At 63.1% G+C, this 22,002-nt stretch carries 17 protein-coding genes; 7 read left to right on the top strand and 10 right to left on the bottom strand.

The features are described 5' to 3' along the window. Window positions 1-31: 31 nt before the first annotated feature. From GOB94_RS11750 to GOB94_RS11730, 5 genes are all read right to left on the bottom strand, one after another. The gene (locus GOB94_RS11750; RefSeq protein ID WP_182276096.1) at window positions 32-625 is read right to left on the bottom strand and encodes an HAD hydrolase family protein; all 594 of its coding nucleotides are present in this window, start codon (window positions 623-625) and stop codon (window positions 32-34) included. Between the two features lie 109 nt (window positions 626-734). Next, window positions 735-1,028 (bottom strand): YXWGXW repeat-containing protein, encoded by a 294-nt coding sequence (locus GOB94_RS11745; RefSeq protein WP_182276095.1) that lies wholly within the window; start codon window positions 1,026-1,028, stop codon window positions 735-737. Between the two features lie 139 nt (window positions 1,029-1,167). Continuing rightward, a complete protein-coding gene (locus GOB94_RS11740; protein ID WP_182276094.1) occupies window positions 1,168-2,196 on the bottom strand; it encodes a hypothetical protein in 1,029 nt (342 codons plus the stop codon). A 23-nt stretch (window positions 2,197-2,219) separates the two neighbouring features. After that, window positions 2,220-2,873, bottom strand: a complete 654-nt coding sequence (locus GOB94_RS11735) for a hypothetical protein (RefSeq protein ID WP_182276093.1) — start codon at window positions 2,871-2,873, stop codon at window positions 2,220-2,222. A gap of 772 nt (window positions 2,874-3,645) precedes the next feature. Next, window positions 3,646-4,044, bottom strand: coding sequence for a transcriptional repressor (locus tag GOB94_RS11730; RefSeq protein WP_182276092.1), 399 nt, complete (start codon window positions 4,042-4,044; stop codon window positions 3,646-3,648). 212 nt (window positions 4,045-4,256) lie between these two features. Here GOB94_RS11730 and larE point away from each other — a divergent pair, with 212 nt between their 5' ends. The 4 genes from larE to GOB94_RS11710 all read left to right on the top strand — a co-directional run bounded on the left by larE (window position 4,257) and on the right by GOB94_RS11710 (window position 9,384). After that, complete coding sequence (larE, locus tag GOB94_RS11725; protein WP_182276091.1) at window positions 4,257-5,120, top strand: ATP-dependent sacrificial sulfur transferase LarE; 864 nt, start codon at window positions 4,257-4,259, stop codon at window positions 5,118-5,120. A 154-nt stretch (window positions 5,121-5,274) separates the two neighbouring features. Then, window positions 5,275-6,702, top strand: coding sequence for a nickel pincer cofactor biosynthesis protein LarC (gene larC, locus GOB94_RS11720; protein ID WP_182276090.1), 1,428 nt, complete (start codon window positions 5,275-5,277; stop codon window positions 6,700-6,702). Then, a complete protein-coding gene (gene larB / locus GOB94_RS11715) occupies window positions 6,699-7,457 on the top strand; it encodes a nickel pincer cofactor biosynthesis protein LarB (protein WP_182276089.1) in 759 nt (252 codons plus the stop codon). Before larC ends, larB begins: the two co-directional genes overlap by 4 nt. A 175-nt stretch (window positions 7,458-7,632) precedes the next feature. After that, window positions 7,633-9,384 carry a uroporphyrinogen-III synthase gene (locus tag GOB94_RS11710; RefSeq protein WP_182276088.1) on the top strand — a complete coding sequence of 584 codons (1,752 nt, stop codon included), beginning with the start codon at window positions 7,633-7,635 and terminating at the stop codon, window positions 9,382-9,384. Between the two features lie 73 nt (window positions 9,385-9,457). On the opposite strand, the gene GOB94_RS11705 is transcribed toward GOB94_RS11710, so the two are convergent. Further along, window positions 9,458-12,724, bottom strand: a complete 3,267-nt coding sequence (locus GOB94_RS11705) for a TonB-dependent receptor (RefSeq protein WP_182276087.1) — start codon at window positions 12,722-12,724, stop codon at window positions 9,458-9,460. 364 nt (window positions 12,725-13,088) lie between these two features. Here GOB94_RS11705 and GOB94_RS11700 point away from each other — a divergent pair, with 364 nt between their 5' ends. Together GOB94_RS11700 and GOB94_RS11695 are read left to right on the top strand one after the other, a co-directional pair. After that, complete coding sequence (locus GOB94_RS11700) at window positions 13,089-13,907, top strand: ABC transporter ATP-binding protein (RefSeq protein ID WP_182276086.1); 819 nt, start codon at window positions 13,089-13,091, stop codon at window positions 13,905-13,907. After that, complete coding sequence (locus GOB94_RS11695) at window positions 13,895-15,640, top strand: hypothetical protein (protein WP_182276085.1); 1,746 nt, start codon at window positions 13,895-13,897, stop codon at window positions 15,638-15,640. Before GOB94_RS11700 ends, GOB94_RS11695 begins: the two co-directional genes overlap by 13 nt. Before the next feature lie 15 nt (window positions 15,641-15,655). On the opposite strand, the gene GOB94_RS11690 is transcribed toward GOB94_RS11695, so the two are convergent. From GOB94_RS11690 to pgeF, 3 genes are read right to left on the bottom strand one after another with little or no spacing between them, the layout of a single operon-like run. Then, on the bottom strand, window positions 15,656-16,129 hold the full coding sequence (locus tag GOB94_RS11690; RefSeq protein ID WP_182276084.1) for a DUF3368 domain-containing protein: 474 nt from the start codon (window positions 16,127-16,129) through the stop codon (window positions 15,656-15,658). After that, complete coding sequence (locus GOB94_RS11685) at window positions 16,126-16,410, bottom strand: UPF0175 family protein (RefSeq protein ID WP_182276083.1); 285 nt, start codon at window positions 16,408-16,410, stop codon at window positions 16,126-16,128. The genes GOB94_RS11690 and GOB94_RS11685 overlap by 4 nt, the downstream gene beginning before the upstream one ends. Before the next feature lie 50 nt (window positions 16,411-16,460). Beyond that, window positions 16,461-17,297: a peptidoglycan editing factor PgeF gene (gene pgeF / locus GOB94_RS11680; RefSeq protein WP_182276082.1), complete on the bottom strand. Its 837-nt coding sequence runs from the start codon at window positions 17,295-17,297 to the stop codon at window positions 16,461-16,463. 563 nt (window positions 17,298-17,860) lie between these two features. Between pgeF and aroE the strand changes: the two genes are divergently transcribed. Next, the gene (aroE, locus tag GOB94_RS11675) at window positions 17,861-19,918 is read left to right on the top strand and encodes a shikimate dehydrogenase (protein WP_182276081.1); all 2,058 of its coding nucleotides are present in this window, start codon (window positions 17,861-17,863) and stop codon (window positions 19,916-19,918) included. 74 nt (window positions 19,919-19,992) lie between these two features. Here aroE and GOB94_RS11670 read toward each other — a convergent pair whose 3' ends face one another. Next, on the bottom strand, window positions 19,993-21,984 hold the full coding sequence (locus tag GOB94_RS11670) for a M3 family metallopeptidase (protein WP_182276080.1): 1,992 nt from the start codon (window positions 21,982-21,984) through the stop codon (window positions 19,993-19,995). Between the last annotated feature and the right edge of the window lie 18 nt (window positions 21,985-22,002).

Genomic DNA, 22,002 nt, shown 5'->3' with positions numbered 1-22,002 from the left:
CGAACTGCGCTACGTGCTGACGGTGCTTGTGCTACATGTTGCCTACGCCGATGTCGGCGGCTTTGGCCTCGGCGCTGGTGGGGTCGAGGTATTGCTCGATGGTGGATTCGAGAATTCCTTTTGCGGTGAGGATGAAGTCGATGGCGTCGCGGCCGGCGCCTTGTCCGCCGGGGAGCGGCGTGATGTAGTGGGCGATGGCCTTGACCTGCGGGCGCGCGTTGGCGGTGGCGATGGCGAGGCCAGCCTTGCGGAGCACGGGTAGGTCGATGATGTCGTCGCCGACGTAGGCTACTTCGTCGAGGGTGCACTTCTCGTCGGCGAGGATGGCGGTGAGGGCTTCGAGCTTGTTGTTCTGGCCCTGATAGACGTGGTCGATCTTGAGGTCCTTCGCACGGACAGCAACGACGCGGGAGTTGCGCTTGGTGACCCAGCCGATCTTGAGGCCGGCGAGGCGGGCGAGGCTGGTGCCCATGCCGTCGTGCGCGGAGAAGCTCTTGACCTCAGTTGCGGTGCCGTCGGCGTTGGGGATGATGGTGATGTCGCCGTTGGTGAGGACGCCGTCGACGTCGAAGAGGAGGACCTTGATGCGGCGGGCGCGGTCGGCTGCGGTGAGGGAGTCGGGCATGTGGTGATGATACTTGGAGCGCAGACAGTAGTGGGGAGACAGTAGACAGTAGAGAAAAAGAACAGGAAGCAGGTTTCGCCTGCTTCCTGTTCGGTGGTGTTAGCCGATGTTAGCGCCAGTAGCCGTCGACCCAGACGTAGCCGCCGCGGCGGTGCGCCCAGTAGCCCTTGACCCAGCGGTGGCCGGGGCGGGGAGCCATGTAGTAGCCGGGAACCCAGACGTAGCGGGAGCCGTTCCATTGGTGGTGGCCGGCGACCCAGATGTAGCCGCGATGCGGCGGAGGACCGGGGCGCTCGACGATGGGGGCGGGCGGGCCGATGCGGACGACGACCTGCGCGCCGGCGGCGAGAGTGCCGAAGGTGAGGGCGATGCCGCAGGCTGCGGCGAGTAGCTGCTTCTTCATAAGGATTCGTTCTCCTTGTGAGATGTGGCGTGTTGGAGCCAATGCGGTCCAACACGCTTTGTACATCAAGTACAGATACGCAAACCCAAATTCCATCGGGAAAGTTGTGGTGGATAGGCAGGAAATCTGCGAGGCGCGATTACTTGCCGATGACGATAATTTTGAAGGTTCCAGGCAACATGGGGGCGCGGGTGCGCTTGCCAGGTTGCGGCGGAGGCAGCGGGCCGAAGGCGGAGGTGACGGTGATGAGATGGCCGGTCTTGAGGTCGAGGGTGTTGGTGCGCGCGCCGGGAGGTGTAGCGACTGTCTGCTCGACTGCAAAGCTGGTGGGCGAGTTTTCCTTCACGATCGTGAGGGTGCCGTCGCCCTGAGTGCTGAAGGCCTCCATGGTCTTCGGGTTGAAGGAGACGCCGTCGGAGCCGACGCCGCTGGGGAGGACATCGAGGACCTTGCCGTCAGCCGCGTTGAGGATGATCATGTTGTGCTTGTCGCGGCAGCTGGCGAAGAGGATGCCGTTCTTCGTATCCATGGCGAGACCGGCGCAGCCGCCGCCCTTGGAGGAGATGTCGTACCTGTTGATGACCTTGAGCGAGTTGGTGTCGATGACGGCGATGGCGTCCTTGTCTTCGAGGTTGGTGTACATGTGGCCGTGGCCGTCGAGCTGGCTCTGCTCCGGCTCGCCGCCGAGGTCGAGCTTGCCGACGATGCTGCCGTCCGCAGTGTTGAGCACGGTGACGTTGGGGACGGCGTGGGAGAGGATGTAAGCGCGGTGGGCGACGGGGTCGAGCAGGAAGCCGTCGGGCCTGCCGCCGGTGTCGATGGTCTTGATGACCTTGAGGGTGTCCGCATCGAACATGGTGACAGGGTTGGAGGTGGCGAAGCCGTGGTGGTTGCTGTCGTCGATGACGGCGCCGTGGCCGTTGACACCGTCGATCTTGCCGACCTGGGCGAAGGTGTCGAGGCTGTAGACGTAGAGCGCACCCTGCGGGCCGGAGCGGGCGACGTAGAGACGGCGCGCGGTGGAGTCCGCTGTGAGATAGTCCCAACCGCCATCGTTGCCGACGGTGTAGGTGTTGAGGACCTTGTACTGCGCATGCGCCATCAGCGGAAGCGCAGTGGTCACAAGGATGGCGAGAGCGAGGACGGGACGAACGATCCGGAGGTTCATGTGCAGAAGTATAGAAGGGGAACCTAAAGCGGACATGAAGGCGCTGCAAGTTCGGATGATTCGTCCACTGGAGCGGGTTCGTTTTGGGGAGCGGACTCGTCGGGGGCGAGCTGAGGCTCTTGGGGTGGGAGTGGGGCCAGCTCTGGCTCGGCGAGGGATTCGGCGTGCTGGTGGAGGAGATCCACGAGGCGGGAGAGGGTGGAGCTGGTGGTCTCGACGACGGGGTCCTCGTCGGGGGCGAGCTGCTGGCCGTCTTCGATGACGACCTCGCGGACGACGTTCGGAGGGACCTCCGGTGCGATGTGGCGGCAGTTGGAGCTGGCGACCTGCAGGCCGTAGAGGATTGCGGTGGCGCGGCGCGGGTCGATGCGGTTCTGCGCCATCGCAGTGATGACCATGGAGAGCGCGAGTTGGATGGATTCTCGGTCTTCCAGCGGAGGGAAGTCGAGGATGAGCGGGGCGGCGACGGGCTCGGCGAGGATGGGGTCGCGCTGCGTGCGGTCGGCGGAGGAGATGGGGTGGAGGATGGTGGGGGTATCGTCCGCCGGCTGCGGGGCGAGGCCGCGGTGGTGGTGCGCGACCTTGCCGTGGTGATAGCACATGGCGCGGCCGGAGAGCGCGGGCGAGCCACAGCGGGCTCCGTTGGTGCGGATGTGGCGGCAGGTGATGGCGGGCATTCGGAGCTCCTTCGTCGCTCGAGGGAATAGGGAGTAGGGAGTAGGGAATAGAGATGCCCCCCTCCCCCTATGTAGCTGGGGATCTATTGGAATCAGTGACTTACGGGGTGATCCCGGAGGTAAGTGGCTGATTCTGTATATGGTTGCGGGTATGATATGGGAACGATTGGGGTTAGCTGGGTTTTGTCGCGATTTCAGTCATTGCTGGTTTTGCGAGAATCACGCTCGCGCTTTCGGCTCTTGCTACGGCAAAAGCGTTCACGCAGAGGGCGCAATGTAAAAGCCCGCAGAGGGCGCAGAGGAAAACAAGCAACAACAAAGACAAAATACGGGGGGTCTGCGGCCCACTCTCCGCTGCGCATCGCGATGTGGCTGCGATGCTCCGGTCGAAATGACGAGCTTTAGGTAGCCGAAGAGTTTTGGGCAAGCCGGTTAGGCGGATAGATCGTGTAGATCGTGCTGACTCCTGGTTTGCGGCGTACAGCTGATCAGTTGCCAGCTACCAGTGAGCCAGTTTCCCCCCTACTTCCAGTATAGAAAGTGGCGACGGGGAAAGTGTTTTTGGTTTGCGGGGTGTATCCAGCCTATTTTGTTATAGATAGGCAAAGATCCGACGCGCTGGGGACTTGACAGCGTTGGTGGCTGGGTTTTTATGGATGCAGCTAGAGCAGCGGTGGACAGTTCCCTGCCCGGCCCGCCGTGGGCGGCTCTATGGTGCTGGCGGGCTGGCGGTCGTTCCGCTGCCCGGATTTTTCGGCGGCCTGCCGGTCCTTTACTTGCAGGACGGGCAGAGGCCGAAGAGGAAGAACTCGTGGCTGGTGGCGCGGAAGCCGCGTGGGAGCTTGGGCTTGTTGCTGCCGTTGATGCCGCAGCCGGGCATCTCAAAGACCTTGCCGCAGCTGTTGCAGCGGAAGTGATGATGATGGCCCTTGCCGGCGACCTCATAGCGGGTGGACTCGCCGGGGATGTCGACGGGTGTGAGCCAGCGCTCCTCGACGAGGGTGCTGATGTTGCGGTAGATCGTGGCGATGCTGATGCCCTCGACCTGCTCCTGAGCGTAGTTCAGGGTTTCTTCGGGGGAGAGAGGCCGGTCCTCGGTTAAGAACGCGGTCCGGATCGCTTCTTTCTGGCGGGTGTTGCGAGACTGCACGTGGAAAGACTCCTTCGTCATGGGAGGAACCCGTCGGTAAGCATACGCTAGGCAGCCGCAGGTTGGGCAACAATTAGAAGAAGATAACGTGGGGGCGGCTATCTGGGGGTACGCTCGCGCCTGCGGCGCATCGCTGCGGCAGACGCAGGTCTCTCCACTGCGCATCGCGATAAAGCTGCGATGCTTCGGTCGAGATGACACATCGGTGGCGGGGTGACTCGTACAATCTACGGATGGAGCTTTCTGCGACGGGCGCGTGGGCGGGGTTGGAGAGCAAGCGGCTGCGGCTGGAGAGCGAGCTTGCGGGGCTGGGGTCGGCGCTGATTGCTTATTCGGGTGGGACGGACTCGGCGGTGCTGGCGTTTGTGGCGCATCGGGTGCTGGGCGAGCGGATGCTGGCGGTGATTGCGGATTCGGCTTCCCTGCCGCGGCGGGAGCTGGCGGCGGCGCTGAAGTTTGCGGAACTGCATGGGATTCCGGTGAAGGTGCTGCAGACGGCGGAGCTGGATGATCCGGAGTATGCGAAGAATAATGGGCGGCGGTGCTTCCACTGCAAGGATGAGCTGTTTACCCGGATGGAAGAGGCGCGGGGGGAGCTGGGCTTTGAGGCGCTAGCCTATGGGATGAATGCGGATGATCGCGCGCCGGAGGTGGCTGCGTTTCGGCCGGGGCAGCTAGCGGCGGTGGAGCGTGGTGTGGCGGCTCCGCTGGCGGCTGCGGGGCTGACCAAGGCGGAGGTGCGCGAGCTGGCGCGGCGCGATGGGTTGGAGCTGGCAGAGAAGCCGGCGAGTGCGTGCCTGTCGTCGCGGATTGCGTATGGGATGCCGGTGACGGCGAAGAAGCTGATGCAGGTGGAGCAGGCGGAGGACGGTCTGCATGACCTGGGGTTCGCGCAGGTGAGGGTGAGGCACCATGGGGAGCTGGCGCGGGTGGAGGTTGGGCTTGAGGAACTGGCGCGGGCGCTGACGGTGGAGGCTGAGATTGTGAGGGTGGTGATGGCGGCGGGGTTTGTGGAGGTGGAGGTGGATCGGCGGGGGTATCGATCGGGGTCGATGAATGAGGGGCTGGTGGGGATTGCGGTAGCTGGCAAGGGCTAGCACGCTCGCGCTGCGCGCATCGCTGCGGCAGACGCAGGTCTCTCCGCTACGCATCGCGATGAAGCTGCGATGCTTCGGTCGAGATGACACATCTGTGGGATGAGAGGGCACTCTCGATGACACATCTTGGGGATAGGCGCGAGATAATAGCGGGATGAAGATTGGGTATCTGGATTGCTTTGCGGGTGTGGCCGGCGATATGTTTCTGGGCGCGCTGATTGAGGCCGGTGTGCCGCTGGCTGTGTTGCAGGAGGCGACGGCATCGCTGGGGTTGGGGGCAAGCCTGCGGGTGGAGACGGTGGACCGCAGCGGGATCAGCTGCACGAAGGTGCATGTGATGGAGGGCGACCGGCTGGCGGAGGAGACGGAGCATTCTCATACGCATGAGCATCCTGCAACCCACCTTAGCGGCGATGATGCCGCCGCGAAGATGGGGCACCCAGAGTTGAAGGTGGGGCACCCGGAGTTTCAGTTTCAACCGAAGACGCAGCATCTGCATAAGGTGGGGCATGGTCACTCGCACGATCATGAGCCGTCTTCATCCCACCTTAGCGCCGATGAAGCCGGCGCGAAGATGGGGCACCCTGAACTTCCGACGCATACGCATGTGCATGGGCGGTCGCTGACGGAGATACGGGCGCTGATTGGCGCGACTGCGCTGGCAGAGCCGGTGAAGGCGCTGGCGCTGGAGGCGTTTGAGCTGCTGGGGCAGAGCGAGGCGAAGATTCATAACGTGCCGGTGGAGGCGATCCACTTTCATGAGGTGGGGGCGGTAGATGCGATTGTGGACATCGTTGCGGCGAGCGCGGGGGTGCACCACTTGAAGATTGGAGCGTGGCACTGCTCGCCGTTGAATGTGGGTGGAGGCATGGTGGTGTGTGCGCATGGGACGTTTCCGGTGCCCGCGCCGGCGACGGCGGATCTGCTGCGTGGAGTGCCGACGTACTCGGCGCATGTGCAGAAGGAGTTGGTGACGCCGACGGGCGCGGCGCTGGTGCGGGCGCTGAAGCCGGTGTTTGGGCCGCAGCCCGCGATGCGCGTGGAGGCGATTGGCTATGGCGCGGGGACGCGCAACCCGAAGGATTTTCCGAATGTGCTGCGGCTGAGTGTGGGTGAGTCGGATGATGCTGCGACCGATACCGTGACGGTGATGGAGACGGCGCTGGATGACCTGTCGCCGCAGGTGATTGCACATGTGACGGAGCAGGCGCTGGCGAAGGGCGCGCTGGATGTGATGCTGACCCCGGTGGTGATGAAGAAGGGGCGGCCTGGCACGCTGTTGACGCTGCTTTGCAATCCGAGTGATGCCACGATGTTTGAGGGGCTGCTGTTGAGTGAGACCTCGACGCTGGGGGTGCGGGTGCGCGAGGAGCGGCGCGTGGTGCTGGAGCGCAGGGTGGTGAATGTGAAGACGGAGTATGGAGACGTCCGCGTGAAGGTGGGGACTCGCGCGGGTGAGGAGTTGAATGTGGCGCCTGAGTTTGAGGACTGCCGGGCGGCGGCGTTGAAGTGCGATGTTCCGGTGAAACGGGTGCAGCAGGCGGCGCTGGCGGCGTATCTGCAGCTTGGAGAGCGGGCATGACGCGGGGTTCTCTGCTGGAGTTGCTGGCGCAGGTGGAGCGCGGCGAGGTGGCGCCGGAGGCTGCGGCGGCGCGGCTGGCGAGCATGCCGTATGAAGACCTGGGGCATGCGCGGGTGGACCATCATCGCAGCTTGCGGAGTGGGTTGCCGGAGGTGATCTATGCGGCGGGCAAGACTCCGGAGCAGGTGGTGGAGATTTTTGCGAGCCTGGCGGGCGATGGCGTGGACGTGCTGACGACTCGCGCGGATGCGGCGACGGCAGAGGCGGTGCTGGGGCGGTTCCCTAAGGCTAGCTATAACGCAACAGCGAGAACGATTGCGCTGCGGCAGACGAGCACGGAGCCGCGCGGGCGGGTGGCCGTGGTGTGTGCGGGGACGAGCGACCTGCCGGTGGCCGAAGAGGCCGCCGTGACGGCGGAGACGTTTGGGGCGGTGGTGACGCGGCTGTTCGATGTGGGGGTGGCGGGGGTGCATCGGTTGCTGGCGGTGCGCGAGGAGCTGATGGCCGCCGACGTGGTGATTGTGTGTGCGGGGATGGAGGGCGCGCTGCCTTCCGTAGTGGGTGGGCTGGTGGGCGTGCCGGTGGTGGCGGTGCCGACGTCGGTGGGGTATGGGGCGTCGTTCGGCGGCGTGACGGCGCTGCTGGGGATGTTGAATTCGTGCAGTCCGAATGTCACAGTTGTGAATATCGACAACGGATTTGGTGCAGCGTATACAGCTGTGTTGATCGCGCGAGGGGCGGCGGGGGCGGCTTAGGCTGTGCCGGGTGCCGGGCGGGGCATACACCGCAGATGAATTTCACGGTAAACTAACGCGAGCAGCCCACTGAACCGCGGCTGGGATTTCTCAACGCGAACCTGACCTTTACGGCGCCAACGTTGCTGACGCAGAGGGAGGTTCCCATCCAGCTTTGAGGGCACGAGGAAATCTGATGGCGCATGCCAGCTTTGAAGGGCTCCGGGTGCTTTCGCTCGAGTCCCGTCGAGCGAAAGAGGTCGAGAAGCTGATCCGCACGTACGGCGGCGAACCGTTCGTGGTGCCTGCGATGCGCGAGGTGCGGCTGGAGACGAACACGGCTGCCCTGGAGTTTTCGCAGCGACTGATCGCCGGCGAGATCGATGTGGTGGTCTTTTTTACAGGCGCTGGGGTGCGCGCGCTGGTGGATGTGATTGCGGCAGCTGGCGATCGCGATGCGTTTTTGAAGGCGCTGGGCAGCGTGAGGATCATCGCGCGGGGACCTAAGCCGGATGCGGCGCTGAAGGAGCTGGGGATCAAACCGCTGGCCGTGGCGCAGGAGCCGAGCACATGGCACGAAGTGATCGGGGTGATCGACCGCACGTTCGGCGAGGAGTTGAAGTCGCTGCGGGTGGCGGTGCAGGAGTATGGGGCCAGCAATCCGGAGCTGCTGGCGGCGCTGAGTGAACGCGCGGCGAGCGTGCTGAAGGTGCCGGTGTACCGGTGGGAGCTGCCGCAGAACCTGCAGCCGCTGCGCGAGACGGTGCATGGGATCGCACAGGCGCAGGTGGACATTATTTTGTTCACGACGGCGGTGCAGGTGATCCACCTGATGATGGTGGCGCAGGAGATGAACCTGGTGCCGGACCTGATGCGCGGACTACGGAACATCGCGGTGGTGTCGGTTGGGCCGACGACGACGGCGGAGCTGCTGCACTATGGGATCACGCCGGACTTTGAGCCCTCGCGGCCGAAGCTGGGATTTTTGGTGAACGAGGCCGCGCAGTATGCGGGGCAGGTGCTGACGCAGAAGCGCGAGCTGGCCGCGGAGATGGGCTACGACCTGCTGCCGACCGAGAAGCCGACAGCAACGGCGCTGGCCGGTGAGTTGGCGACCGAGCCTCCGGAGGGCAGGCGGCCGGTGCGGCGGGTGGCGGAGTCCACGCCGACGATGGCCGGGTTTACGGACGGGCTGAGCTCGTTTGAGTTTGTGCATGAGATCAGCCGCAGGATTGCGGCGGCCGATCCGCTGCATGGAGTGCTGGACCATATTGTTGGCTTTGTGACGGGGATGATTCCGTGCGATTCGTGCTTTATCTATGTGATCGAAGCGAACGACAAGAGTACGGACAAGAGCGCGGAACGGACGGCGAAGAAGCAGGCGGACAAGCTGGTGCTGCGCGCTTCAAGTAACCCACATGCAGAGTTGGTGGACCGGCTGGACCTCTCGGTCGGGCAAGGCATTACGGGCTGGGTGGCGGAGCACCGCGAGCCGGTGGCGATCAGTGCGAAGGCGTCGGAAGACCCGCGGTTCAAGGTGTTCAGCAACCTGCCGGAGGATACGTTCGAGGCGATCTTATCCACTCCGATTTTGTGCGCGAACAAGGTGGTGGGCGTTATCAATCTGCAGCACCGGTTGAGCTACGAGCATAGCGAGAGCGAGGTGCGGCTACTGTCGACGATCGGGTTCCTGGTGGGCGCGGAGATTGAGCGCGCGCGGCTGGAGAGCGAGAATGTGCAGCTGGCCGACCGGCTGGAGACTCGCAAGACGGTAGAGCGTGCGAAGGGAATTCTGCAGCGCGATCTGGGACTGACGGAGTCGGAGTCATACCTGCTGATGCAGAAGGAGAGCCGGCAGCGGCGGAAGTCGATGCGCGAGATTGCCGATGCGCTGCTGCTGGGTGAAGAGCTGAAGAAGCTGAGGCCGGGGCTTAGAGCAGAGGAGTAGAGGGTAGAGAAAAGCCAAACAGCAGAGGCCTCCTGAATGGAGGCCTCTGCTGTTTGGTGCGGTGAGGTTGCGGCTAGAAGATGATCTTCGCGCCGAACTGGGTGTTGAAGGGCTCGCCGGCACCGATGCCGGGTGCGCCGTTGTAGTCGCCGATGGTGTCGCTGAGGGCAGCGGTGCCACCGACAGTGGCCGAGGGCGGAGCGAAGTTGGTGCGGTTGAAGACGTTGAACATCTCGGCGCGGAGCTGTATGGTGAGCCGCTCGTAGATCTTCGTGTTCTTGAAGACAGAGAGGTCAACGTCGCTGTATCCCGGCGCGTAGAAGGCGTTGCGGCGGGTGGTGCCGAAGGTGCCGAGAGGTGCGTTGGTGAAGTCGCTGAGGTTGATCCAGCTCGTGTTCGGCGACTGGCCCATGTAGCCGGCGCGGGCCACCCCGATCTGGTCGGCGCGGTCGGTGCCTTCGTCCGTGCCGCTGACATCGCCGGAAGCAAAGATGGTGAAGGGCTGGCCGCCGTGGAAGTTGAGCAGGCTGTTGACCTGCCAGCCATTGGTGAGAGGACGAAGATGAGCGCCGCCGGGCAGCTCGTAGCTCGCAAACATGGAGAAGGTGTTGCGGGTGTCGAAGTCGGAGTTGCTGTACTCGCCCTTGAAGTCGAGGTTGTTCTGCGGAAGGGCGCCGCGGTAGGCGGTGACCTCATCCAGGTTGTGCGACCAGGTGTAGTTGGCCGCGGCGGTGAGGTGGTGCCACGAGTTGACCTTGAGCGTGGTTTGCAGCGAGTTGTAGTTGGACGTGCCGGCGCTTTCCACCTGGTTGATGTTGTTGTACTGCGGATAGAGGCCATTGATGGAGTATGGACGGGCCTGCTGGAGAGCCAGCGAGGTGGCATAAACACCGGGCGTAGCCGCGTTGATATCGAGGAGGCTGAGCAGGTGGCGCGCCTCCGACCCGACGTAGCCGAGCTGGAAGAGGACCTTGGGCGAGATCGTCTGCTCGAGGTTGATGTTGTAGTTCTCGTTGTAAGAGGGACGGAAGTTGGGGTCTATGGAGAAGACGCCGCAGGGCGAGGTCTCCGCGCAAGGCGAACCGTTGAGGGCCGAAGGGAAGATCTGCACACCCTGCTGGATTTTGTTGAGCGAGGCGGCCGTGGCCGAGACCGTGTACACGGGGTCAGGACCGCCGGGGTTGCCTTCCACACCGTTCGGCGCGGCGTTGCCGGGACGATTGTCGAGGAACGGGTTCAGGTTGGGTGTATCCGCGTAGAAGCCGAAGCCGGCGCGGAGGACCATCGTCGGCATGATGGAGTAGCTCAAGCCGACGCGCGGGCTGATGTTCTTGTAGTAAGGCTGATAGATGTGAGATATCTGCTGCCCAAGGAAGGCTAGACCGTTGGTGGCGGTGTCCTCCGGGCGGAAGACCGAGATGTCGTGATAGGGCTCGTGGAACGGGCCTTCGTAGTCGTAGCGGACGCCGTAGTTGACGTTCAGCTTCGGCGTGACCTGCCAGTTGTCGCCGGCGTTGAGGAACCAGGTGTTGACGAAGACCTGGCGCTCCGGGTTGCCGATGGCGATGGAGGCGGTGACAGGCTCGCCCGCGAGATAGTCCGCGAGAGGAGCGATGTAGGGGTCGGGAGAGTAGCAGTTGGTTGCGGTCTGCGGTGTGGTGGAGCAGCCGGGAAGTGTGGCGTTGATGGTGGAGGCGATGCGGCTGCCATCGAAGGTGAAGGCGCCGACGATGTGGCGGTCGTAGAACTCGTCGAGCTGGGCCTTGCGGATCTCACCGCCGAAGCGGAACTGGTGCTTGCCTTTGACCCAGGAGAGCTGGTCGGTGAGGTGCGCGGTGATGTCGTTACGGCCCTCGGGCGGCGTGAGGCCGACGGGATCAAAGCTGCCGATGTTGATGTTGGGCGCGTTGGGGATGCCAGCACCGGTAATGAAGCCGAGCGACTGCACATCGTAGCCGGTGTTGTAGTCGTTGAAGATCTGATTGAAGTAGTTGACGCCGATGAGCACCTGGTTGGAGATGGAGGACGAGATGAGGCGGTTATATTCCAAGGCGATGTTGTGCACGTGGAGGGGGGCGACTTCGTAGTAGGAAAGCAGCTGCGAGCCTACCGGAGCGACCTGATTGCCCTGGCCGGTGAACCAGCGCGCACTGATGCTGTCTTTCTGCGTGGGGTGGTAGTCCACCTTGCCGAGGCCGTTCCAGCTATAGCCGAACTCGGGATCGTTGGAGTGGTAGTTGTCGATGATGCCGGTGGTGTCAGGGTTGAGTGCGGTGGGACCCCAGAGGGTGTTGAGCACACTCTGCATCACAGGGTTGAGCGCGACGTTGTACTGAGAGAGCAGCGACTTGGCCTGCGCCTGCCAGCCGACGGAGGGCTCGGTTGCCGTGCCGGACTCGCCGATGACGAAGCGCTGGTGCTCAAAGGTGACGAAGTAGAAGAGCTTGTCTTTGATGACCGGGCCACCGACGGAGAAGCCGGTGTTGTAGTTGCGGACCTTCTGCTTGGTGGGTGAGAAGGGACTCTTGGCACCGAAGAGCTCGTTACGGTTGAAGTAGTAGACAGTGCCGTGGATCTGGTTGGTGCCCGACTTCAGCGAGAGGTTGATGGTGCCGCCGGGGTTGCGGCCCGCTTCCGGGCCAGCCTGTGTCTGCGCGGAGAACTGGTCCACCGCATCGATGGGGAGAACGATGCCGGCAATGCCAGAGACGCCGCCCTGGTTGACGGCGGGGATGTTGTGCCAGAGATCGTTGTTGTCCACGCCGTCGATCTGCCAGTTCATCTGGTTGGCGCGGGTGCCGTTGAGTGAGCCGTAGCCGCCGCCGCTGTAGCCGGCGTAGCCGGGGGTGAGGCCGATCATCTGGGTGAAGTCGCGACCGTTCAAGGGAATGTCGGCGACGGTCTTGGCGCTAAGAACAGTGGTCTGGGTGACAGTGGTGGTGTCGAGCGCGAGGCCGGAGGCATCGACCTCAACGGTCTGCTGGGTGGCGGAGACGTTCAGTTTGACCGGAAGCGAGTAGACGACGCCGGCCTGTACAGCGATCTTGTCGAACTTGGCGGTGGAGAAGCCGGTGAACTCAACGGTCACGGAGTAGGTGCCGAGCGGGAGGTCCTGAAAGAGGAACTCGCCGCCGGAGGAGCTGACGGTCTTGTGGGCGACGGCGGTGTCGACCTCGGTTGCGATGACGGTCGCGTTGGCGATGACTGCGCCCTGCGTGTCCGTGACGGTGCCGTTGATGGCGCCGCGATAGGTCTGCGCATGTGCTGCGGAGACGATGAAGGCGAAGACAAATAGAAGGGCGGCGACGATACGGACTTTCGGGTATGACAGTCGAATCACGGGCTCAACCTCACAAAAGATGGATGGAATAGATACAGGTTCTCGCCCGCTCATGGCGGGGAGATACACGAAGGCTCAAGCAGGGACAGGAGATGCCCGAGCAGCCTTGCTGGATTTAGGGGATGCGCCTTGAAACCGTCGACATCAAGGTCAGGACGGAAGCATCAAGGGGCCGATAGAACGATCAGTAGTGTTACGGTACGAAGAATCGAACGAGAATGCAAGAGCAATATCACAGGGGGATGAAAACAGTGCGCTAGACAGCTTCTTCTGCTTTTATGGCAAACGGCCTTGAATACTTGCAGATAGACCCCGCATGGAAGATTGTGACGACCGGGCTGTGGATGCCTTACACTCGGCAATCATGGCTCCTGCAATCGCCGCCTCGGCCCTTACCCGCACCTTCAATGGCTTCACGGCAGTCGACCACGTCGATCTGGCTGTGGAGCCGGGACAGTTCTTTGGTTTTCTTGGGCCTAACGGCGCGGGCAAATCGACGACGATCAAGATGCTGACCGGGTTGCTGGCGCCGAGCGCTGGCATGGTGCAGATCCTGGGACAGGACCTGTTCAGCAATCCCGTCGAGGTGAAGCGGAACATTGGCGTGGTGCCGGAGGGGATGGCGCTGTTCGGGAAGCTGACCGCGACGGAGTACCTGCACTTTGTGGGACGGATGTATGGGCTGGATAAAGCAACCACCGCGCAGCGTACGGGCGAGTTGCTGGAGTTTATGGGCCTGGCGAACGAGCCGAAGAAGATGATCGCGGACTACTCGCATGGCATGGGTAAGAAACTGGCGCTGGCGGCGGCGGTGATTCATGGGCCTAAGGTGCTGTTTCTGGATGAGCCGTTCGAGGGCGTGGATGCGATTGCCGCGAACACGCTGAAGACGATGCTGCAGAACATGATCGCGCGCGGAGCGACGATCTTTTTGACGTCGCATGTGCTGGAGATTGTGGAGCGGCTGTGCTCGCATATTGCGATCATTCATCGTGGGCACATTGTGGCGCATGGGTCGTTGGATGAGCTGCGGGCGGGTGTGCAGGCGCGGCTCGCGCCAACGGCCGATGGACAACCACCGCAGACAGGTGGCGTGCTGACGCTGGAACAGATCTTTCTGAACGTGGTGGGCGGCGAGGCGGGAGTGACGCATCCTGAGCAGGAGCTGACATGGCTGAGTTGAGTCGCGGCGAGTTGACCCCGGGCAGCGGGCGATGGACCGCAGCGCAGACTCGCGAACAGTTTGCGGCGATTGCGTGGCTGCGCTGGCGCATACTGGTAAACGGGTTTCGGCGCAAGGGCGGCGCGGGCGAGCTGGTGGGACGGATACTGCTGATCCCGGTGCTCGCGGGGATGGCGATTGGGCCGAGCATCCTGGTAGGGCTATTTGCGGGAGTGTTCACGCATAAACAACAGCTCGACCACATTGTGTGGCTGTTGTGGGCGACGTTTTCGTACTGCCAGCTGCTGAACATCCAGCTCGGGCAGCCGGGCAGCACGTTCGATCCGACGGAGCTGATCCGGTTTCCGCTGACGGTACGGAACTATGTGTACATACGGCTGTGCTTTGGGCTGCTGTCGCCGGCGAATGTGATTGGAACGCTGATGGCGTTGAGCATCGCTGCGGGGATCATCGTGACGGCGCCGGGGTTGTGGCTGTATGCGCTGGCGGCGATGGCGGTATTCGCCGCGACGAATGTGCTGTTCTCGCGGATGGTGTTTGCGTGGGTGGACCGCTGGCTGGCGACGCGGCGTGCGCGGGAGGTCTTTACGGCGATGATCTTTATTGTGTCGCTGGGGTTCCAGTGGGCGAACCTGACGTTCAATCCGGCGTATGGACGGCGCGGCAGCCATCACGTGTCGCCGGCGCACCTGCGAATGGTAGCGGAGTGGTCGCACCGCGTTGCGCCGTTCTTGACGTGGCTGCCGCCGGAGATCACGACGAACTCTTTGCTCGCGGCCAGCCATGCAGCAAGCGTACAGTTCGTTGAGTTGACGCTGGCGTGCGCGGGCTATGCGGCGGTGTTTCTGATGGTGTTTGCGCTGCGGATGCAGACGGAGTTTCGTGGCGAAAACCTCTCCGACAGCGCGAATGCTGTGTCGCGCAAGACGGTGAAGACCGCTGCGACGAAGGCCCCGGCGCCGCGTGAGCTTGCTCCTGCGATGGCGAGCGGGCATGAGCGCACATTTGGACTGCCGCCGGTGGTGATGGCGCAGCTGGGCAAGGAGCTGCTGTATGTGCGGCGCAATACGGGCATTCTGTATGGGCTGATTGCGCCGGTGTTTCTGGTGCTGATCTTTGCTTCACGGTTTGCGGGGCGCGGCGGCAGTGCGAGCTGGGTGTTCCCTGCCGCAGTGGCGTACACGCTGCTGGCCGTGGGCACGTACAGCTACAACTCGTTTGGGCTGGAGGGCACTGGCGTGCAGTTCTACTACCTGGCACCGGTACGGATGAGCGAGGTGCTGCTGGGGAAGAACCTGCTGAACTTTCTGCTCGCGGGGGTTGAGGTGGTGGCGACGTTCGCGATCATCGTCTACTCGGCGGGGCTGCCACGGATGAGCTATGCGCTCTCGACCGTGCTGTGGGCGGGCGGGACGATGCTGCTGACGACGCTGGTGGGCAATCGGCGGTCGATCACGGCGCCGAAGAAGATCGCCTTTGGCAAGGTGGGCAGAAACCAGGTCTCGCAGCTGAGCGCGCTGATCGGGATGGGCATCCTGTTCGGGTCGGCGCTGCTGGCGGCGGTGCCGGTGGGGCTGGCGGTGTATCTGAAGGTGGACTGGTTCCTGGTGCCGATCTTCGCTGTGTTCGCGGGGCTGGCGGTGTTCTTTTATGCGCGCAGCCTGCGGTCGCTCGACCGGTTTGCGCTGGAGCATCGCGAGGAGCTGTTTACGGAGTTGTGCAAGGCTGGTTAGATTACGGCGCAAGACCTATTTCAGATCGGAGAAACTCTGTAGCAGGGCTTCCGATGCTTTGAAGTTTGTCGTGCGGAGAAGCTGGATGGCATCGCGGATATTGAGCAGTCCACGCTTGTGCGCCTGTTCCAAAATACCGAGAGTGCCTGTCACTCGAAAACCCAAGCGAGATGCTTCGAGACGGCCGACACGATCGTCGATGAGGACGACGCTGCCCTGCCCGGCCATGTAAGCCAGAGCGATAGCCTCCCACTCTCCCTCATCGAGCATCGGATTGAGTGCGATATCCAGACGGCCAGGAGTGCGGACCTCGAGCCAAGGAGGCGGGTCACTCATCCATGACCTGACGAGGGGCGGAGCTAGTGAGGCCAGCATCTCCTGCTGCACAGCGGGAGGGATAACGACTTCGCCATAGAGGGGCCGCAGGATATCGATGTGACCGATCAAAATGAGATAGTTGAGCGGGCCGGTATCTGCAACGAAGATCATGCCGCAGATTTGCTTCGGACTTTGTCAAGATATCGATGGGTTTCACGATCCTGCTCGAGGTCTTCCAGGGTGTAGTTAAGAGGCACGTCATGCTCCTTGAGCAGTGCGTGTACCTGCATCCGTGTGCCGTAACCGAGGATGCGCTTGATCTCGCCTTCGGAAAGCATATGGGTCCTGTACCCCTCAACAAGAAGCGCTTCCAAGGCAGCGCGGGCAGGGTCCTTGCCGGCAGTGGTGAGTTGCTCGGCGAGGGCTTCCGGGATGGTCAGCGTCACTTCCATGTGTCAACGATAGCACCGAGAGTTTGCGATTTCTCTACGAAATTGCTGGACTATTCGCTTTCTGCGATGCCGATCACGCTCATCATGCGGCCGGTGATGCCGTGTTCGGCGCGGTGGCTGAAGTAGCGGCGATGGCCGGCGGCGGTGCGAGTGCAGGCGGAGCACTCGGCGAGGGTGGTGATGGACTCCGGCGGCAGGCCTGCGCCGATGAGCTGGCGCTGGTTGGCGGTGTGGAGGTCCATGAAGAGCTGGGGCTTGCCGTCGATGAGGTCTTCGACGAAGAGATCGGGGGCGTAGAGGAACTCCGCGGTGAACTTGTCGCGCACCTCGTTGCCGACGGCGAAGCAGCAGCGGCGGATGGCCGGGCCGATGGCGGCGACGATGTCCTGCGGGTGTGAGCCGAAGTCGCGCTCCATGGCGGCGACGCCGTGCTCTGCGATACGGGCGAGTGTGCCGCGCCAGCCAGCGTGGATGGCTGCGACGGTGTGCAGGCGCGTGTCGGCGAGCAACACAGGGACGCAGTCGGCGGTCTGCACGCCGAGCATCAGGCCGGGCTCGTTGGTGGCGAGGCCATCGGCTTCAACGATGGCTTTGCCTTCGGGGGTCGCGAGTGGGGAGCCGTCGCGCTCGATGCGAGTGACCGTGCCGCCGTGGACCTGGCGCATGGTGACGAGTTGCCAATCGGACGCGGGCGTTTGTGCAACGAGGCTGACCATGCGCTCGCGGTTGGCTGCGACGATCCCGGGGTCGTCTTCCTTCGTCCAGCCGAGGTTCATCTCGCCGGGCGCTCCGTAGACAGAAGTAGCACCACCCTGCCGTGTGCTGAATCCGGCCTGCAGCCACGGATACTGGTCCCACGCTTTGATGGAGAGAACGTCTGCAGCCATGCTTCTTTTTTACGCTGGAGATTGGTTGTTAGGGAGACTTGATTTCCTCAGAGGCTAAAGCCACATCAAAAGGATTGAGATTACGGCGGGACTGAAAGTCCCGCCCCTTCAAACGGCTAATCAATCCGACGTTCCTTAAAGGAATGGGCCCCGCTTTCGGGCGGGGCCATGAGAGGCTTCGTTGGGGAGGGGGGAGGGTATGAGGAAATGTTTGAGGGTCGTCCCAAAAACAGGGACAAAGTTAGGGAAGGTATTACAGGTGGGACAAATGTAGAAAAGCCTCTCGATTACTTTATTAGACTCCAAATGAGGCTTTTGGTTGCCAGTGATCTTCCACAATCTTTCATAGTGTTGACCTCCTCGGTTCCCGTTCCGAAGATCGTGCGAAAACCGTCATTTTGCAGGGGTTTTGGCGCAACCTTTGTATTAATTTGGCGTCCAATCCGGCAGCGTTCCGTGCGCCGCGCCGCAAAGGCCGGGTTTTCCTCAGTACAAAGACACCTTTTGCGCCGGAACCCCTTGCGCTGGAGATACTTCGGCGTTACGATACCGCGTTAGCTTTCATGACGACAACGACCCAAATCGCCTCTCATCTTCTTCGTTCGCGGATCGGCAAAATCTGCGTTGCGATCACCGGTAGTACTCCCGAGGAGTTCCTCGAAAAAGCGACCGAGGTGCTTAAAGAGACCACGTTCCTGGAGTTCCGGCTGGATTATCTGCCCAAACCGCTCGCGGCGCTGCCCAAGTTCAAGGCTTATCTTGCTGAAAACACGGCTGCGACTGTGGTCGCCACCTGCCGCTGCAAGGACAACGGTGGCCGCTTCGAAGGCTCTGCCGCTGCCGCGCTCGAGGTGCTGATCAAGGCCGCCGAGGCCGGGTTCCAGCTGGTGGACATCGAGCTCGAAGCCATCGAGAAACTGCCGAAGACCACGGTAGACAAGCTGCGCGAGGCTGGCGCGGCCGTGATCATTTCGCACCACGACTTTCAGGCGACCAAAGACCTAGACGCGATCTATAAGCGCACCGAGCCGTTTGCGCCGGATTTTGTGAAGGTGTGCCCGACGGCGCGCTCGCTCTCGGACAACCTGACGCTGATGCGCTTCCTAGAGAAGATGGAAGACCATCCGGGCTCGTCCGTGGTGGGTATCTGCATGGGCGATGCGGGGATCATCTCGCGCGTGCTGGGTCTGCGGGCAGGGTCGGCGTTTACGTTTGCCGCCGCCAGCCAGGGCGAGGAGACTGCGCCGGGACAGATTGCCGCGCGCACGCTCATCGAGACCTACCGCATTGACCAGGTGGATGCCGCGACGAAGGTGTACGGCGTCGCTGGCAATCCGATCCGTAACTCGCTCTCGCCGCTGATGATGAACACGGCCTTCCGCCGCGAGACGGTCAACGCCGTCTACCTGGCGCTGCAGACGAGCAAGGCGGACGACCTGTTCAAGCTGATGCGCGAGATCCCGATCCAGGGGTTGAGCGTGACGATGCCGCTGAAGATCGACGTGATTCCCTTCCTGGAGCGCACGGACCCGCTGTCGCAGAAAATCGGTGCAGTAAACACGATCCTGCGTGCGCAGGACGGCAAGTTTTACGGCTTCAACACGGACGTGGCCGGCATCCTGAATCCGCTGGAGAGGCGCATCAGCCTGAAGAACGCGAAAGTGCTGGTGCTGGGCGCAGGCGGCGCGGCGCGGGCGGCGGTGTTTGGCTGTCGCGACAAGGGCGCGGAGGTTTCGATCCTGAACCGCACGCCGGAGACGGCGCAGAAGCTGGCGAAGCAGGCTGGCGCGAAGGTGATCAAGCGCGAGGCCGTGGCGAAGGCCGGGTTCGACGTGATCATCAACGCGACACCGATCGGCATGGCGGGCAACAAGACCCCGCTACCGCTGGGGCCTGAAGACCTGGTGGCGCGGTATGTGTTCGACCTGGTGTACAACCCGATTGAGACGCCGCTGCTGCGGATGGCGAAGCAGAAGGGCATCCATGTGATCTCCGGTGTGGAGATGTTTGTGCAGCAGGGTGCACGGCAGTTCGAGATCTGGACGGGCAAGCCCGCTCCGGAAGAAGAGATGCTGCGCGTGGTGGTCCATGCTCTGCGCCAGAGCACCGAAAACGTCGAGGGCAGCATTGCTCCGACGCTGAAGACGACGGTGGTCCACGCGGCGGAACCTGCGGAGCCGCCTGCGGCAAAGGAGCCTGAGGCTGCGCCTGTTGAGGTGGCGAAGAAAGCTGCCCCGGTAAAGGCCCCGGCAAAGGTAGAAGCTGCCAAATCCGCGGCCAAGCCAGTGTCACCGAAGCCAGTCGCGGCGAGGGTGCCTGTGACGACTGCTAAACCTGCGGTGAAGGCACCTGCCAAGACCAGTGCAAAGCCTGCTCCTAAGCCGGCGGCGAAGAAGCAGGCGAGCAAGCCCGCGGCAAAACCGGTGCTGGCAAAGAAGGTTTCAAAACCGGTTGCCAAGCCAGTCGCCAAGAAAGCGGCGAAGAAGACGGCAGCCAAACCAGCCCCGAAGAAAGCTGCCAAGACTGTTGCGAAATCGGTTGCGAAGAAAGTCGCCAAGCCGGTTGCCAAAAGACCCGCGGCCAAGAGCAAACCCGCCGCAAAGAAAGCCAAATCCCGCTAGCCCCCAGGTCAGCGCAGCACGCACGAAGGCCTCGTCCATGGACGAGGCCTTCGCTATTGTGGGGTTCCCTGCTCTCAGGCAAACTCGCGGCCGATCCAGCCCCGCAACGCGCTCATGCTGACCTCGCGGCCGAGGAAGCCCTGCACGAGTTCGCGCGCGGGCTTGGAGCCGCCGGGCTCCAGCACAGCGCGGCGATAGCGCATCGCAGTATCGCCTTCGACGAGGTTCTTGAGGTCGAACTGGGTGAAGAATTCCAGCGCGATGACCTTGTCATAGAGGTAGGTGTAGTAGTTGGAGGTGTAGCCGACGAGGTGCGTGAAGGCTGCGTACATGCGGTTGCCTTCGACGAACTGGTAGCGCGAGAAGCGGTCGTAGCCCTCGCGCAGCAGCGTGTCGAGATCGAGCTCCTTGACATCGCGGTCGTGCGTCTCCAACGAGTAGGTCGCGTACATCACCTGCGTGAGCGTGCCGAGCGCACGGCCGTGCGCGCTGGCCTTCGTCATCTTCGCGACGACGTCGTACGGGATCGGCTCGCCGGTCTGGTAGTGCTTCGCGAAGGTGCGCAGCAGGTCGGCATCTTCGAAGAACTCCTCGAGCATCTGGCTGGGGACCTCGACGAAGTCGCCCTCGGTGGTGATGCCACTCTGCGCGGCCCAGCGCTGGCGGCCGCCGAGGACCTCGTGCATCAGGTGGCCGAACTCGTGGAAGTAGGTGACGACGTCGGAGTACTGCATGAGGCCCGCGTCGCTGTCCTTTGGCTCGGGGAAGTTGCAGACGAGCGAAGCTTCAGGCAACTGCCGACCGAGCACACCGCCGACGAGCGAGCACTCCGAGAACCACTTGCTCTTGCCCTCGCGCGGGTGCATGTCGAGGTAGATGCGGCCGACGACGGCGCCGAACTCGTGCGAGGCGGCGAGGTTGTCGACGACGTCGAAGGCCTTGACGCCGGGGGCCCAGACGGTTGCGGTCTCGTTGCGCACAAACTTCACGCCGAAGAGCCGTCCGGCGGTGGCGAGGATGCCGGCTTCGACCTGCTCATACGGGAAGTAGGGGCGCACGCTCTGCGAGTCGAAGTCGTAGCGGGTGCGCCGGAACTGCTCCTCCCAGAAGCGGGCGTCGGAGAGCGTGAGCGGGAGGGCGCTGGCGTCGCGCTCGCCGACGAAGGCCTCCAGTTCGGTGAACTCGCGCTGCGCGACCTCGCGCGCGGCGGTTTCGACCTCGCCGAGGAAGCTGCGCATGTTGGCGGCCGAGCCCATCATCTGATCGACGGTCGCGAGGTCGGCCCAGCTGCGGAAGCCGAGCAGCGACGCCATTTGCTTGCGTGCGGTCAGCAGGTCGAGCAGCACCTGCTTGTTGGCCGGGTAGCCGCGATCGTTGTAGGCGAGGTACATTTTGCGGCGCAGCTGGCGGCTGGCCGCGTAGGTCATCACGGGCGACATCTCGGGCGGGTCGGTGGTGAGCACGACCGGCGCTTCTGCGATGAGCTTGCCGTTGGACTCTCTGATGCCGTGGCGTGCGAGGTAATCCTGCGGCAGGCCGCGCAGCTCTTCCGCGTCGGCGACCTCGATTTTGCGGACGTCGTCCTGCACGGTGCGGCTGAAGTTCATGCTGAGCTCGGTCATGCGGTCGGCGAGGGCGCGGATCTGCTCGCGGGTGGCCTCGTCCTTGTCCACGCCGGAGAGCCGGTAGCCGAGCAGGGCGCGGTCGATGTAGTACTTCGTCGCCTCGTCTTCGTCGCTGGGGTCGAGCGCTTGCAGCGCCTCGTAGACCTCGCGGTTGAGGCTGAGCGCTGTCGCCTCGGCACTGATGGCTTGTGAGCAGGCCTGCGCGGCGTCGCGCACCTCGGCCTGCGGATGGACCATGAACATAACGCCGCTCTGGCTGCCGGCCATGCGGAGATGCCAGCAGGCGGCGTCATACGGCTGCAGCGTATTGGCGACCGTGCGCTCTCCGGGTACGGCCAGCAGCCCGGCAATCTTTTCCCGGCAGGCCGCCAGGTGAGACTCCACCCAGGCCGTCGCCTGCTGGCCCTCGTTCAACCCATTCCACAGATGCAAAGTATCCAAAACGTCCTCACTCCCGGG

The sequence above is a fragment of the Granulicella sp. 5B5 genome, from assembly GCF_014083945.1.
GTDB lineage: Bacteria > Acidobacteriota > Terriglobia > Terriglobales > Acidobacteriaceae > Granulicella.
This window is presented reverse-complemented; position numbering and strand designations above follow the sequence as displayed.

Bases quoted from the DNA above. Each gene is read 5' to 3' on its own strand.
- GOB94_RS11750 (WP_182276096.1), bottom strand. From the start codon at position 625: ATGCCCGACTCCCTCACCGCAGCCGACCGCGCCCGCCGCATCAAGGTC.
- GOB94_RS11745 (WP_182276095.1), bottom strand. From the start codon at position 1,028: ATGAAGAAGCAGCTACTCGCCGCAGCCTGCGGCATCGCCCTCACCTTC.
- GOB94_RS11740 (WP_182276094.1), bottom strand. From the start codon at position 2,196: ATGAACCTCCGGATCGTTCGTCCCGTCCTCGCTCTCGCCATCCTTGTG.
- GOB94_RS11735 (WP_182276093.1), bottom strand. From the start codon at position 2,873: ATGCCCGCCATCACCTGCCGCCACATCCGCACCAACGGAGCCCGCTGT.
- GOB94_RS11730 (WP_182276092.1), bottom strand. From the start codon at position 4,044: ATGACGAAGGAGTCTTTCCACGTGCAGTCTCGCAACACCCGCCAGAAA.
- larE (WP_182276091.1), top strand. From the start codon at position 4,257: ATGGAGCTTTCTGCGACGGGCGCGTGGGCGGGGTTGGAGAGCAAGCGG.
- larC (WP_182276090.1), top strand. From the start codon at position 5,275: ATGAAGATTGGGTATCTGGATTGCTTTGCGGGTGTGGCCGGCGATATG.
- larB (WP_182276089.1), top strand. From the start codon at position 6,699: ATGACGCGGGGTTCTCTGCTGGAGTTGCTGGCGCAGGTGGAGCGCGGC.
- GOB94_RS11710 (WP_182276088.1), top strand. From the start codon at position 7,633: ATGGCGCATGCCAGCTTTGAAGGGCTCCGGGTGCTTTCGCTCGAGTCC.
- GOB94_RS11700 (WP_182276086.1), top strand. From the start codon at position 13,089: ATGGCTCCTGCAATCGCCGCCTCGGCCCTTACCCGCACCTTCAATGGC.
- GOB94_RS11695 (WP_182276085.1), top strand. From the start codon at position 13,895: ATGGCTGAGTTGAGTCGCGGCGAGTTGACCCCGGGCAGCGGGCGATGG.
- GOB94_RS11690 (WP_182276084.1), bottom strand. From the start codon at position 16,129: ATGATCTTCGTTGCAGATACCGGCCCGCTCAACTATCTCATTTTGATC.
- GOB94_RS11685 (WP_182276083.1), bottom strand. From the start codon at position 16,410: ATGGAAGTGACGCTGACCATCCCGGAAGCCCTCGCCGAGCAACTCACC.
- pgeF (WP_182276082.1), bottom strand. From the start codon at position 17,297: ATGGCTGCAGACGTTCTCTCCATCAAAGCGTGGGACCAGTATCCGTGG.
- aroE (WP_182276081.1), top strand. From the start codon at position 17,861: ATGACGACAACGACCCAAATCGCCTCTCATCTTCTTCGTTCGCGGATC.